Source organism: Streptomyces albofaciens JCM 4342 (assembly GCF_008634025.1).
Lineage (GTDB): Bacteria > Actinomycetota > Actinomycetes > Streptomycetales > Streptomycetaceae > Streptomyces > Streptomyces albofaciens.
This window is the reverse complement of record NZ_PDCM01000002.1, coordinates 602,563-618,626: the sequence shown is the minus strand read 5'-3', so window position 1 is coordinate 618,626 and position 16,064 is coordinate 602,563. Positions and strand designations below refer to the sequence as shown.

Genomic DNA, 16,064 nt, shown 5'->3' with positions numbered 1-16,064 from the left:
TCGAGGTCAGCTCCCACCCCGTGCTGTCCATCGGCATCCAGGAGACCGTCGAGGAAACCGGCGGCGCGGCCGCGGTGCTCGGCACGCTCCGCCGCGACACGGGCGGCACCGACCGCTTCCTGACCTCGCTCGCGGAGGCCTTCGTACGCGGCGCGAACGCCGACTGGGCCGCCGTCCTCGCGGACACCGGCGCCCGCCGCGTGCCGCTGCCCACCTACGCCTTCCAGCGTGAACACCTGTGGGCGATCCCCGAACGGACCGGGGCCAAGGCCGAGACGGACCCCGCGGACGCGGAGTTCTGGACGGCCGTCGAGCAGGAGGACGTCGATGCCCTCGCCTCCAGCCTGCGCCTCGACCAGGCCGCCCTGGCCCCGGTCCTCCCGGCCCTCTCGCACTGGCGCAAGCACCGCCGCGACCTGTCCACCGTGGACTCCTGGCGCTACCGCGCCACCTGGAAGCCGCTGACCAGCCTGCCCACGGCGACCCTGACCGGCAGCTGGCTCGTCGTCGCCCCCGAGGGGACCGACACCGACGGCCTCACCGGCGTCCTCGCCGCCCACGGCGCCGGCCCGCGCACCCTCGTCCTGGACGACGCCTGCGCCGACCGCGCGCTCCTGGCCGAGCGCCTGACCGGCCTCGGCGAGGCGGAGTTCACGGGCGTGGTGTCGCTGCTGGCCGAGGCCGAGGAGCAGAGCGCGACGCACCCGGCGCTCACCCGGGGCATCGCGCTGACCCTCGCGCTCGTCCAGGCACTCGGTGACGCCGGGATCGACGCACCCCTGTGGTGCCTGACCCGGGGCGCCGTCTCCACCGGCCGCGCGGACCGGCTGACCCACCCCGAACAGGCCCAGGTCCTCGGCCTCGGCTGGACCGCCGCCCTCGAACACCCACAGCGCTGGGGCGGCCTGGTCGACCTGCCCGAGCAGCTCGACCAGCGGGCCGGGGAGCGCCTGGCCGCCGTCCTTACCGGCCGTACGGGTGAGGACCAGCTCGCCCTGCGCGCCTCGGGCGTCCTCGCCCGCCGCGTCGTACGCGCCACCCCCGCGGACGCCGCCCCCGCCCGCCCCTGGACGCCGCGCGGCACCACCCTCGTCACCGGCGGCACCGGCACCCTCGCCCCGCACCTGGCCCGCTGGCTCGCCCAGCAGGGCGCCGAGCACGTCGTCCTCACCAGCCGCCGCGGCCCGGACGCACCCGGCATGGACGAACTCGTCCGGGAACTCGCCGAGTCGGGCTGCGAGGCCGGTGTCGTCGCCTGCGACCTGACCGACCGCGACGCGGTCGCGCGGATGCTCGCCGGCCTGGCGGCCGAGGGCCGTACCGTGCGGACCGTCGTGCACACCGCCGTCACCATCGAGCTGGCGACGCTGGAGGAGACCACCCACGAAGCGTTCGCGAAGGTCATCGACGCCAAGGTCACCGGCGCCCGGCACCTGGACGAACTGCTCGGCGACGACCTCGACGCCTTCGTGCTCTACTCGTCCACCGCCGGCATGTGGGGCAGCGGCGCGCACGCCGCCTACGTCGCCGGCAACGCCTACCTGAACGCCCTGTCGGAGCACCGCCGCGCCCGCGGCGCCCACGCCACCGCCGTCTCCTGGGGCATCTGGGCCGACGACCTCAAGCTCGGCCGCGTCGACCCCGGCCAGATCCGCCGCAGCGGACTGGTCTTCATGGACCCGCAGCTGGCCCTCACCGGCCTGCGGCAGGCCCTGGACGGCGACGAGACGGTGCTGGCCGTCGCGGACGTGGACTGGGAGCGCTACCACCCCGTCTTCACCGCCGCCCGGCCCACCCGGCTCTTCGAGGACGTGCCCGAGGTCCAGCGGCTCGAAGAGGACACCACCGAGGCCGCGGACAGCGGCAGCGAGTTCGCCACCCGGCTCCTGGGACTGGCCCCGGTCGAGCAGGACCGGCTCCTGCTGGACCTCGTACGCACCGAGGCGGCCACCGCGCTCGGCCACGCCTCACCCGACGTGCTCTCCGAACAGCGCGCCTTCCGCGATGTCGGCTTCGACTCGCTGACCGCCGTCGATCTGCGCAACCGGATCGCCAACGTGACCGGGCTCGCCCTGCCGAGCACCATGGTCTTCGACTACCCCAACCCGCTCGCCCTCGTCGCCTTCCTGCGCGAGTCCCTGGCCGGGTCCGCCACCGGCACCACCGCCGCGGCCACCGGCACCGCCACCGCCGCCGACGACGAGCCCATCGCCATCATCGGCATGAGCTGCCGCTACCCCGGCGGCGTCGGCTCGCCCGAGGACCTGTGGCGACTCGTCGAAGAGGGCGGCGACGCCACCGGCGAGTTCCCCACCAACCGCGGCTGGGACGCCGAGGGCCTCTACGACCCCGACCCCGACCGGGCCGGGCACACCTACTCGACCCGTGGCGGTTTCCTCCACGAGGCCACCGACTTCGACGCCTCCTTCTTCGGCATCTCGCCCCGCGAGGCCCTGGCCATGGACCCCCAGCAGCGCCTGCTGCTGGAGACCTCCTGGGAGGCCATGGAGCGCGCCGGGATCGACCCCGCCACCCTGCGCGGCAGCAGCACCGGTACGTTCATCGGCGCCAGCTACCAGGACTACGGCGCCGGGGCCGGCAGCCCGGAGAACGCCGAGGGCCACCTGATCACCGGCACCATCTCCAGCGTCCTGTCCGGCCGGCTCTCCTACACCTACGGCTTCGAGGGCCCGGCCGTCTCCCTCGACACCGCCTGCTCCTCGTCCCTGGTCGCGCTGCACCTGGCCTGCCAGTCGCTGCGCAACGGCGAGAGCTCCCTGGCCCTCGCGGGCGGCGTCAGCATCATGTCCACGCCCGGCGCCTTCGTCGGCTTCAGCCGGCAGCGCGCCATGGCCGCCGACGGCCGCTGCAAGGCGTACTCCGACCAGGCCGACGGCATGAGCCTGGCCGAAGGCGTCGGCCTGGTCCTCGTCGAACGGCTCTCCGACGCCCGCCGCAACGGACACCAGGTCCTCGCCGTCATCCGGGGCTCCGCCGTCAACCAGGACGGCGCCTCCAACGGCCTGACCGCGCCCAACGGCCCGTCCCAGCAGCGCGTCATCCGGCAGGCCCTGGCCAACGCCAAGGTGGACCCGGACAGCGTCGACGTCGTGGACGGCCACGGCACCGGCACCGCCCTCGGCGACCCCATCGAGGCGCAGGCCCTCCTCGCCACCTACGGCCAGGACCGCGACCCCGAGCACCCGCTGCTCCTGGGCTCCGTCAAGTCCAACATCGGGCACACCCAGATGGCGTCCGGCGTGGCCAGCGTCATCAAGATGGTCATGGCCATGCGCCACGGCGCCGTGCCGCGGAGCCTGCACATCGACCGGCCCTCCTCGCACGTGGACTGGAGCTCCGGCGCCATCCGCCTGCTCACCGAGCCGCTGGCCTGGCCGGACACCGGTCACCCGCGCCGCGCGGGCGTCTCCTCCTTCGGGCTCAGCGGCACCAACGTCCACACCATCCTCGAACAGGCCCCGCGCGAGGCACCCGAGGACGCCACCGACACCGCGCCGGTCCGCCCGGCCGAGCCCGCTCCCGTACCGCTGGTCCTGTCCGGACGCACCGAGGCGGGCCTGCGCGCCCAGGCCGGACGGCTGCTGACCCACCTCGCCGACCACCCCGGCCTGCCCCTCACCGACCTCGCCTTCTCCCTCGCCACCTCCCGCTCCGCCCTGGAGCACCGCGCGGCCGTCGTCACCGACGACCCCGACGCCCTCACCCGGGCCCTGACCGCGCTGCGCGACGCGGACGCCGACGGTGCGCTGCTCACCGGCAGCCCGGACCGCGGCCGGCTGGCCTTCCTCTTCACCGGCCAGGGCAGCCAGCGCCCCGGCATGGGACGCGAGCTGTACGACACCCACCCCGTCTACGCCCAGGCCCTGGACGCCGTACTGGCCCGCTTCGACCTCGAACTCGACCGGCCGCTGCGGGAGATCCTGTTCGCGCAGCCGGGCACCCCCGAGGCCGCGCTGCTGGACGACACCGGCTACACCCAGCCCGCCCTCTTCGCCCTCGAAGTGGCCCTGTTCCGCCTCGCCGAGTCCTGGGGCCTGCGCCCCGACTACGTCGCGGGCCACTCCATCGGCGAGTTCGCCGCCGCGCACGCCGCCGGGGTCCTCTCCCTGGAGGACGCCTGCACCCTCGTCGCGGCCCGCGGCCGCCTGATGGCGGCACTGCCCCCGGGCGGCGCCATGGCGTCCGTCGAGGCCACCGAGGACGAGGTGGCCGCCGTGCTCACCGCGTACGAGGGACGGGCCGCGATCGCCGCCGTCAACACCCCCGGCTCCCTGACCGTCTCGGGCGACGAGGACGCGGTCCTCGCCGTGGCGGCGCACTTCGAGGAACTCGGCCGCCGCACCAAGCGGCTGCGCGTCAGCCACGCCTTCCACTCGCCGCACATGGACCCGATGCTCGCGGACTTCGCCCGCGCCGTCGGCTCCGTCACCTGCCACGCGCCCACCGTGCCGCTGGTCTCCACGGTCACCGGCGCCCTCCTCACCCACGAGGAACTGGCCGCGCCGGAGTACTGGACCGGACAGGTCCGCGGCACGGTCCGCTTCGCCGACGCCGTACGGCACCTCACCGAGCACGGCGTGACGACCTTCTTCGAGCTCGGTCCGGACGCCGTACTCAGCGGTGCCGTCCGTCAGGGCGCCGGCGAGCAGGACCGGGTCACCGCCGTACCGGCCCTGCGCCGCGACCGGCCGGAGGCCCCGGCGCTGACCACGGCGCTGGCCCGGCTCCACCTCCACGGGGTACGGGTCGACTGGGAGGCCGTGTTCGCGGGCAGTGGCGCCCGCCGGATCGACCTGCCCACCTACCCCTTCCAGCGCGAGCGCTTCTGGCCCGAGGCGACCGCCGGAACGGCCGTACCCGCACAGCCCGCCGACGAGGCGGACGCGGAGTTCTGGTCGGCCGTGGAGCGCGCGGACCTCGAATCCCTCGGCTCCTCGCTGGACCTGGACGACGACACCCTCACCGCCGTGGTGCCCGCCCTGTCCTCCTGGCGGCGCAAGAGCCGGGAGCGTTCCACCGTCGACGGCTGGCGCTACCGGACCACCTGGAAGGCCCTCACCGGCCCGGCCGCCGGCGGACGCCCGTCCGGCACCTGGCTGGCGCTCGTACCGGCCGACGGCGCGGGGGAGTGGACCGAGTCGGTCGTCGGCGTCCTGGGCGCCGATGCCGTACGCGTCGACGTCACCGCGCCGCAGCGCCAGGACCTGGCCGATCGGCTGGGCGAACTGGCCGCCGGGCACGGCGGGTTCGCGGGCGTCCTGTCCCTGCTGGCAACGGCCGGTGACGACGCCGACGACGCCACGCCCGAGGGCCTGCTGCTCACGGCGACCGCCGTGCAGGCCCTGGGAGACGCCGCAATCGAGGCGCCCCTGTGGTGCGTGACGCGCACCGCCGTGGCCGTCGACCGCGCCGAACACCCGGCCCGGCCCGCCCAGGCCGCCGTCTGGGGCCTCGGCAGGGTGGCCGCGCTGGAGCACCCGCAGCGCTGGGGCGGCCTCGTCGACCTCCCGGACGAGCTGGACAGCACCACGCTGCGTCGCCTGGCCACCGTCCTCGCCGACAGCGGCGGCGAGGACCAGGTCGCCGTCCGCACCACCGCGGCCTTCGCCCGCCGCCTGGCGCACCACCGCGTCACGCCGGACTCCGAGGCGGGCACGTTCAGCCCCACCGGTACGGTGCTCGTCACCGGCGGCACCGGCGCCCTCGGCGGGCACGTCGCCCGCTGGCTGGCCGAAGCGGGCGCGGAGCACCTGCTGCTGGTCAGCCGCCGTGGCGCCGACGCCCCCGGCGCCGGCGAACTGGCCGCGCGGATCGAGGACACGGGCGTACGGGTCACCCTCGCGGCGTGCGACATCGCCGACCGCGACGCGCTCGACGCCGTACTGGCCGCGATCCCCGAGGAACACCCGCTCACCGCGGTCTTCCACACCGCCGGGACCGTCGACGACGGCACCCTGGACACGCTCACCCCCGAGCAGTTCACCTCCGTCCTGCGCGCCAAGGTCACCGCGACCCGCGCCCTGCACGAGGCGACCCGCGACCTGGACCTGAGCGCCTTCGTGCTCTTCTCCTCCGTCGCCGGCACCCTCGGCGCACCCGGCCAGGGCAACTACGCCGCCGCCAACGCCTTCCTCGACGCCTTCGCCGAACACCGCCGCGCCCACGGCCTGCCCGCGACCTCGGTCGCCTGGGGCCCCTGGGCCGAGGACGGCATGGCCGCCGACGGCACCGACGTCCAGGCGCGCATCCGCCGCGGCGGCTACACCCCGCTGCCGCCGAGGCTCGCCCTCACCGCCCTGCGGCAGGTGATCGAGCAGGACACCGCGGCGCTCACCCTCGCGGACATCGACTGGCAGCGCTACGCGGAGGTCTTCACCGCGACGCGCCTCGTCGGCGATCTGCCGGAGCTGCGCCGGGCCACCGCGTCCGCCGGGGCACCGGAAGCCGCCCTGCGGGAACCGGCCCTGCGCCAGCGGCTCGCCGGGCTCTCCCCGGCCGCGCGCCCGCGCTTCGTCCTGGACCTCGTACGGACCCGGGTCGCCACGGTCCTCGGCCACACCGGCACCTCGGGCATCGGCGCCGACCGCGCCTTCAGCGACCTCGGCTTCGACTCGCTGACCACCGTCGAACTGCGCAACACCCTCACGGCCGCCACCGGCCTGAAACTGCCCGCCACCCTCGTCTACGACTACCCGACCCCGACCGCCCTCGCCGACTTCCTGCTCGCCGAACTCCAGGGCGACCTGCCCGAGTCCGACCGGCTCGCCCCGGCCCCGGGCGGCCGCGCCGCCGACGACGACCCGATCGCCGTCGTCGGCCTGAACTGCCGCTTCCCCGGCGGCATCCGGTCCCCCGAGGACCTGTGGCAGCTGCTCGGCCGGGGCGAGGACGCCATCTCCGGCTTCCCCGCGGACCGCGGCTGGGACCTGGACGCCCTCGCCCGGGGCGCCTCCGCGACCCTCGAAGGCGGCTTCCTCGACGGCGTCGGCCTCTTCGACGCCTCCTTCTTCGGCATCTCGCCCCGCGAGGCCCTGGCCATGGACCCCCAGCAGCGCCTGCTGCTGGAGACCTCCTGGGAGGTCTTCGAGCGCGCCGGCATCGACCCGGCCACCCTGCGCGGCAGCCGCACCGGCGTCTTCGTCGGCACCAATGGCCAGGACTACGCCACACTGCTGCGCCGCAGCACCGGCAACACCGACATCCGCGGCCACGTCGCCACCGGCAACACCGCCAGCGTCCTGTCCGGCCGCCTCTCCTACGCCTTCGGCCTGGAGGGCCCGGCGGTCACCGTCGACACCGCCTGCTCCTCCGCGCTGGTCGCCCTGCACATGGCCGCGAACGCCCTGCGCAGCGGCGAGTGCACCCTCGCACTGGCCGGCGGCGTCTCGGTCATGTCGAGCCCCGACTCCTTCACCGAGTTCACGGTCCAGGGCGGGCTCGCCCCCGACGGCCGCTGCAAGCCCTTCGCCGACGCGGCCGACGGCACCAGCTGGTCCGAGGGCGTGGGCGTCCTGGTCCTCGAACGGCTCTCCGACGCCCGCCGCAACGGCCACGAGGTGTGGGGCATCGTGCGCGGCACCGCCGTCAACCAGGACGGCGCCTCCAACGGGCTGACCGCGCCCAGCGGCCGGGCCCAGCAGCGCGCCATCCGCCAGGCCCTGGCCGACGCGGGCCTTGCCCCGGCCGACGTCGACGTCGTCGAGGCGCACGGCACCGGCACCACCCTCGGCGACCCGATCGAGGCCCAGGCCCTCATCTCCGCCTACGGGCCGGACCGGGAGCGCCCGCTGCTGCTCGGCGCCGTCAAGTCCAACCTGGGCCACACCCAGGCCGCCGCGGGCGTCGCGGGCACCATCAAGGTGCTCCTGGCGATGCGCCACGGCGTGCTGCCCAAGACCCTGCACGTCAACGCCCCGTCCTCGCACGTCGACTGGTCGGACGGCACGGTCTCGCTCGTCACCGAGGAGCAGGCGTGGCCGGAGACCGGCCACGCCCGGCGGGCCGGCGTATCCGCCTTCGGCGTCAGCGGCACCAACGCGCACGTCATCATCGAGCAGGCGCCGCAGGAGGAGCCCGAGGCGGCCGAGCCCGCCGCGCCCGCCACGGTGCCGGGCCTCGTGCCCTGGCCGGTGTCGGGCAAGTCCGAGGCCGCGCTGGCCGCGCAGATCGAGCGGGTCACGGCGCTGACCGGCCTCCGGCCCACCGACGTGGGCCACTCCCTCGCCACCGGCAGGTCGGCGTTCACCCACCGCGCGGTCCTCGCGGCCGACGGCACGGGCGTACGGGAACTCGCCCGCGGCATCGCCCAGGAGACCGACGGCAAACTGGCGGTGCTGTTCTCGGGTCAGGGTGCGCAGCGCGCCGGGATGGGCCGGGAGTTGTACGGCCGGTTCCCGGTGTTCGCCGAGGCGTTGGATGCGGTGCTGGCGCACTTCGATGCCGGGTTGCGGGATGTGATCTTCGGTGAGGCGGAGGGCCTGGATGAGACCGGCCGCACGCAGCCGGCGCTGTTCGCGGTTGAGGTGGCGTTGTTCCGGCTGGCCGAGTCGCTGGGTATCCGCCCGGACTTCGTGGCCGGGCATTCGATCGGTGAGATCGCGGCGGCGCATGTGGCCGGGGTGTTCTCGCTGGCGGATGCGTGTGCGCTGGTGGCGGCGCGTGCCCGGCTGATGCAGGCGCTGCCGGCGGGCGGTGCGATGGTGGCGATCGAGGCCACCGAGGGTGAGGTCGGGCCGCGGCTGGCCGACGGGGTGTCGATCGCGGCGGTCAACGGCCCGGAGTCGGTGGTGATCTCCGGAGCCGAGGATGAGGTTCTGCGGATCGCGGCGGAGTTCGCCGAGGAGGGCCGTAAGACCCGGCGTCTGGCGGTGAGTCATGCCTTCCACTCGCCGTTGATGGATCCGATGCTGGCGGACTTCCGGCAGGTGGCCGAGGGACTGTCGTACGAGGCGCCGCGTATCCCGCTGGTGTCGAACGTGACGGGGGAGCTGGCCACCGGGGAACTGGTCTGCACGCCCGGGTACTGGGTGCAGCACGTGCGGGACACGGTGCGGTTCGCCGATGGCATCCGCGCGCTGGAGGCCGAGGGTGCCTCGGTGTTCTTGGAGGTGGGTCCGGACGGGGTGTTGACGGCGATGGCCCAGCACAGCCTGGACGATGCTGCCGTGGCCGTCCCGGCCCTGCGCAAGGACCGCCCCGAAGAGACCGCCCTGCTGACCGCGTTGGCGCAGTTGTATGTCGCCGGTGTGGGCGTCGACTGGTCCGGGATCTTCGACGGTACCGGCGCCCGCCGGGTGGACCTGCCCACGTATCCCTTCCAGCAGGAATGGTTCTGGCCGGAGACCGCGCCCGCGGCAAGCCTGCCGGACGGTGCCCAGGCCCCGGTGGACGCCGAGTTCTGGGACGCGGTGGAGCGCGAGGACCTGACGTCGCTCTCCGCCGACCTCGACCTGGACGACGCCGCGCTGGGCGCCCTCGTACCCGCCCTGTCCGCCTGGCGCCGCAAGCGCGTCGAGCGCTCGACCGTCGACGGCTGGCGCTACCAGGTGACGTGGAAGCCGCTCACCGGCGCCTCGGCGAGCACGCTCTCCGGCCCGTGGCTGGCGCTCGTCCCGGTGGGCGGTGCCGACGACGCGTGGACCGCCTCCGTGGTCGCGGCCCTCGGCGACGACGCGGTGAGCGTCGAGACCGACCCGGCCGACACTCCCGCGCTGACCGCCCGCCTGGCCGAACTCGCCGCGCAGCAGCAGGAGTTCGCCGGAGTCGTCTCGCTGCTGGCCACCGGGTCCGCCGAAGGCGTCGCCGCCGGGGCGGTCTGGCCGGACGAGGCGGTGCGGGCCCTGGCCGACGCCGGTATCGGCGCCCGCCTCTGGTACGTCACCCGTGGCGCGGTGGCGGTGGGCCGCTCGGAGACGGACACGGACGCCGCCCAGGCGGCCGTGTGGGGAGCGGGCCGTGTCGCGGCCCTCGACCACCCCGACCACTGGGGCGGTCTCGTCGACATCGCGGGCGTCCTCGACCGGCGCTCGGCGGACCGGTTCCGTGCCGTGCTGTCCGGTACGGGCGAGGAGGACCAGGTGGCACTGCGGTCCTCCGGCGCCTTCGGACGCCGGCTGGTACGGGCCACGGCCGACGCCTCGTCGGCCCCGTGGCAGCCGACCGGCACGGTCCTGGTCGTCGGCGGCGCGTCCGGCACCGGTGAGCACTGCGCCCGCTGGCTCGCCGGACAGGGCGCCCAGCACATCCTGCTCGCCGGACCCACCGCACCCGGGACGGACACCCTGCCCGCTGAACTCGGCGGCCTGGGCGCCGAGCTGACGCGGATCGCCTGCGACCCGGCCGACGGCGAGGCGCTGCTGACCGCCCTCACCGCACTCCCGCCCACGGCACCGCTGACCGCCGTGATCCACGCCGACGCGCAGGCGCTGTCCGGCGACAGCGAGCCGGGCGCCGCCCTGGCCGCACTGCGCACGACCGTGGAGAACCTGGCGGCCGTCGCCGAAGCGGCGGCCGGAGAGCGGCCCCTGGACGCGTTCGTCCTGTGCTCCTCGATCGCCGGTACCTGGGGTGCCGGCGGCCGGGGCGCGGAAGCGGCGGCCGGAGCCCTGCTGGACGCCCTGGCCCGGCGGTACCGCGCACGCGGCCTGCGTGCCCTGTCCGTCGCCTGGGGCGCCTGGGCGGACACCACCGACGACAGCCTGGCCGCGCACCTGCGGGTCAACGGCCTGCCGGTGATGGACGCCGACCGGGCCCTGTCCGCGCTCTCCCGCTCCGCCGGCGCCGACACGGCCTCGGTGACGGTCGCCGACGTACGGTGGGACCGGTTCGCGCCGGCCTTCACCCGTAACCGGCGCGGCGCCCTGTTCGCCGACCTGCCCGAGGCCCGGGCCGCGCTCGCCGAACCCGCGAGCGCGGAGCAGGACACCGCGACCGGACTCAGGGCCCGGCTCGCCGGCCGCCCGGCCGCGGAGCGGACCGAGGCGCTGCTGAACCTGATCCGCGCCGAGGTGGCCACGGTGCTCGGCTTCGCCGACGCCGACGCCGTCCCGTCCGGACCGGCCTTCAAGGACCTCGGCTTCGACTCGCTGACCGCCGTCGACCTGCGCAACCAGCTCGCCACCGCGACCGGACTGACCCTGCCCGCCACTCTCGTCTTCGACTACCCGACGGCGGAGGCGCTGGCCGGGCACCTGCGGAGCGAACTCTTCGGCGAGGACGGCGACGCGCTGCCCGCCGCCGGGGCGCTGCGGGCGCGGGGCACGGCCGACGACCCGGTGGTCATCGTCGGCATGAGCTGCCGCTACCCGGGCGGGGTCCGCTCGCCCGAGGACCTGTGGGAGCTGGCCATGGGCGAGGTGGACGCCATCGGCGGCTTCCCCGTGGACCGCGGCTGGGACCTGGACCGGCTGCTGAACGGCGACCGGGACGGCCGCGGCCGCACCGCCGTCCGCGAAGGCGGCTTCCTCTACGACGTGGCCGACTTCGACCCCGGCTTCTTCGGGATCGCGCCGCGCGAGGCCATGGTGATGGACCCGCAGCAGCGCATCCTGCTGGAAGCCGCCTGGGAGGCGCTGGAGCGCTCCGGCATCGACCCGGCCGGGCTGCGCGGCGGCGACACCGGCGTGTTCATCGGCGGCGGCTCGGGCGACTACCGGCCCGAGGCGGGCCAGCTGGGCCACGCGCAGACCGCGCAGTCGGCCAGCCTGCTCTCCGGCCGGGTGGCCTACCACTTCGGCCTGGAAGGCCCGACCGTCAGCGTCGACACGGCCTGCTCCTCGTCCCTGGTGGCCCTCCACCTGGCCGCCCAGGCGCTGCGCAACGGCGAGTGCTCCGTCGCGCTCACCGGCGGTGTGACGGTGATGTCCAGCCCGGTGAACTTCGTCGAGTTCGGCGAGATGGGCGCCCTGGCGCCCGACGGCCGCTGCCGGGCCTTCGCCGACTCCGCGCGCGGCACCGGCTGGTCCGAGGGCGTGGGCGTGCTCGTCCTGGAGCGGCTCTCGGACGCCCGGCGCAACGGGCACGAGATCCTCGCCGTACTGCGCGGCTCGGCGATCAACCAGGACGGCGCCAGCAACGGCATCACCGCGCCCAACGGCCCCTCGCAGCGCCGCGTCATCCGCCGGGCCCTGGCCGACGCCGGGCTGGCACCGGGCGACGTGGACGCGGTGGAGGCGCACGGCACCGGCACCACGCTGGGCGACCCCATCGAGGCGCAGGCGCTGCTGGCCACGTACGGGCAGGAGCGTGAACTGCCGCTGTACCTCGGCTCGTTGAAGTCCAACATCGGCCACACCCAGGCCGCCGCCGGCGTCGCCGGCGTGATCAAGATGGTGCAGGCCATGCGGCACGGCGTGCTGCCCAGGACCCTGCACGTCGACGCGCCGTCGGCGCATGTCGACTGGGCCTCCGGCGCCGTGCAGCTGCTGACGGAAGCCGCCGACTGGCCGCGCACGGGCCGCCCCCGGCGGGCCGGCATCTCGGCCTTCGGCGCCAGCGGCACCAACTCCCACGTGATCATCGAGCAGTTCGAGCAGCCGGAGCCGGCGGCCGAGCCCGAGCCCGCGGGGGAGGGCCACGGACCGCTGCCGGTACCCGTGTCGGCCGCCGCGCCGGAGGCCCTGCGGGCCCAGGCCCGGCAGCTGCACTCCTACGTGACCGCCCGGCCCGGACTCACCACCGCCGACCTGGCCCGCGCGCTGGTCACCACCCGCTCGGTCTTCCCCCACCGCGCCGCCGTCCTCGCGGGCGACCGCGACGAGCTGCTGGCCGGTCTGGCCGCGCTCGCCGACGGCCGCACCACACCGCAGGTCGTGGAGGGCGAGGCGGCGGCCCGCCGGGGCAAGCTCGCGGTGCTGTTCTCCGGCCAGGGCACCCAGCGGATGGGCATGGGACGGGAGCTGTACGCCCGCTTCCCGGCGTTCGCCGAGGCCTTCGACGCGGTGACCGCGCACCTGGACACCGAGCTGGACCGGCCCCTGCGGGACGTGATCTCCGAGGACGCGGAGCGGCTGAACCGGACCGGATTCACCCAGCCCGCGCTCTTCGCCATCGAGGTGGCGCTGTTCCGCCTGGTCGAATCCTGGGGCGTCCGCCCGGACTTCGCCACCGGGCACTCGATCGGGGAGATCGCGGCCGCCCACGTGGCCGGGGTCTTCTCCCTGGAGGACGCCTGCAAGATCGTGGCCGCGCGGGCCCGGCTGATGGACTCCCTGCCGTCCGGCGGCGCCATGGTCGCCGTCCAGGCCACCGAGGAGGAGGTGACGGCCCTGCTGACCGGGGCAGTGTCGATCGCCGCGGTCAACGGGCCACGGTCGGTGGTGCTCTCCGGCGACGAGGGCGCAGTCCTGGACATCGCGGACAAACTCACCGCCGACGGGCGCAAGACTAGGCGTTTGCGGGTCAGCCATGCATTTCACTCACTGCACATGGACGCCATCCTCGACGACTTCCGACGGGTCACCCGGAGCGTGGACTACCACGCCCCGCGCATCCCGCTGGTGTCCAACGTCACCGGTGAGGCGGCCACCGAGGAGCAGGTGTGCTCCCCGGACTACTGGGTGCGCCACGTCCGCGAGGCGGTCCGCTTCGGCGACGGCGTCCGCACCCTCGCCGACAGCGGCGTGACCGCCTTCCTGGAGCTCGGCCCCGACGGCGGGCTGTGCGCCATGGCGCAGGAAACCCTCGACGCCCTGGCGTCGCGGGCCCTGACCGTCCCGGTGCTGCGCAAGGACCGCGGCGAGCAGGAAGCCGCGGTCACCGCCCTCGCCCGGCTGTACGCCGACGGCGCCGCCCCGGACTGGGACGCCCTGCTCGCCGGGGCCGCGACCGGGCCCCGCCGTACCGACCTGCCCACCTACCCCTTCCAGCACCAGCGGTACTGGCCCGCCACCCAGCCGGGCGCCGACGCCGCGCCGGAGGGCGAGGACGACGGGTTCTGGACGGCGGTGCGGGAGGCCGACTTCGCCTCGCTGGAGACGACGCTGAACGTCGACGGCGAGGCACTGGCCAAGGTCCTCCCCGCGCTCGCGGACTGGCGCCGCCGGCGCGGCGAGGAGAGCACCGTCGACGGCTGGCGGCAGCAGATCACCTGGCAGCCGCTGAACCCGCAGCCCGCCCGCACCCCGGCCGGCACCTGGCTCGCCGTACTCCCGGCCGGACACGCCGACGACCCCTGGGCCGCCGACGCCGTCGCCGCGCTGGGACCGGACACCGTACGCCTGGAAGTGACCGGACCCGACCGGGCGGCGCTCGCCGGACAACTGCGCGCGCTGGCCGCCGACGGCCTCGCGTTCACCGGAGTGGTGTCCCTGCTCGCCCTCGCCACCGCGCCCGCGCCCGGCGCGGACGCCCCCGAGGCGCTGGCCCTGACCACCGCCCTGATCCAGGCGCTCGGCGACGCAGAGCTGGCCGCACCCCTGTGGTGCGTCACCCGCGGCGCAGTCGCCGCCGCGCCCTCCGAGCCGGTGCCCGGGCTCGCCCAGGCCGCCGTATGGGGCCTGGGACGGGTCGCCGCGCTGGAGCACCCGCAGCGCTGGGGCGGCCTGGTCGACCTGCCCGACACCCTCGACGAGCGGTCCACGGCCCGCTTCGCCGAGATCCTCGCGGCCCCCGGAGGCGAGGACCAGATCGCGGTCCGGCCCGCCGCCGCCCTCGGCCGCCGGCTGGTACCCGTACCGGCCGGGCGCGGCACGGCGCAGTGGGACCCCACCGGCACCGTCCTGATCACCGGCGGTACCGGGGACCTGGGCGCCCACGTGGCACGCCGCCTCGCCGAGGCGGGCGCCGGGCACCTGCTGCTCGTCAGCCGCCGGGGCCCGGACGCGCCCGGCGCGGACGAACTGCGGGCCGAACTCACCGCCCTGGGCGCCGAGGTCACCCTCGCCGCCTGCGACGCGGCGGACCGTGACGCGCTCGCCGGGGTGCTCGCCGCGATCCCCGGCGAAGCGCCGCTGACCGGCGTGATCCACACGGCGGACCTCCTGGACGACGGTGTCCTGGACAGCCTCACCCCGGACCGCTACGAAACCGTCTTCCGCACCAAGGCCGCCGCGGCTCTGGCGCTGCACAGCCTCACCCGGGACCTGGACCTCGACGTCTTCGCCCTGTTCTCCTCGCTCTCCGGAGCGGTCGGCAACGCGGGCCAGGCCAACTACGCCGCCGCCAACGCCTTCCTGGACGCCCTCGCCGAACAGCGCCGGGCCCAGGGCCTGCCCGCGACCTCGATCGCCTGGGGCGTGTGGGGCGGCAGTGGCACGGCCGCCGGTTCCTGGACGGCCGACACGGTCCAGCGCACCGGAATCCGCCCGCTGGACCCGGACCTCGCCGTCGACGCGCTGCGCCGGGCCGTCACGGCCGGCCGCCCCACCGAGGTCGTCGCCGACCTCGACCGCGACCGGTTCGTGCGCTCCTTCACCGCCGTACGGCCGAGCCCGCTCCTCGGCGAGCCGGCCGCCGCCGGGAGCGGGGCGGCGGGAGACGCCGGGGAGGAAGCCACCGGCGACGCGCTGCGCGCCGAGCTGGCGGCCCTGCCGCCCGCCAAGCGCTCCGAAGCCGTACTGGACCTGGTCCGTACCCGGGCCGCGGCCGTACTGGGCCACCCCACAGCCGACACCGTCGGTGCCGACCGGGCCTTCCGCGACCTCGGCTTCGACTCCCTCAGCGCCGTCGAACTGCGCAACCAGCTCGGCGCCGCGACCGGACTGGGGCTGAGCGCCACGCTCGTCTTCGACCACCCCAGCCCCGCCGCCCTGGCGGACCACGTCCTGAGCCTGCTCGTCCCCGACGAGGCACCGGGGGAGGAGGACGGCGACGACCTGGACGCCTCCGGCATCCGGGCCCTGCTCGCCTCCGTCTCCCTGCACCAGCTGCGCGAGATCGGCGTGCTCGAACCCCTGATGAAGCTCGCCGCCGAGCAGACCGCGGCAGCCGCCGGCGAGACCGCCGCCACCGCGGCAGAAGACGCCTACGAGGAGTCGATCGACGCGATGGACATCGCCGGCCTGGTGCAGGCCGCACTTGACGGCCATTCCTCCCAAGAGCGCTGA

The 16,064-nt window shown here is 75.5% G+C and carries 1 protein-coding gene (running past one end of the window); it reads left to right on the top strand.

Annotated features, from left to right (window positions below):
• Nucleotides 1–16,064, top strand: partial view of a type I polyketide synthase gene (locus CP973_RS23295; RefSeq protein WP_150244615.1) — the 3' portion only. Its footprint begins 12,349 nt before the window's first position; the window shows 16,064 of its 28,413 coding nt (coding positions 12,350–28,413); its start codon lies beyond the left edge, outside the window; it ends in the stop codon at nt 16,062–16,064.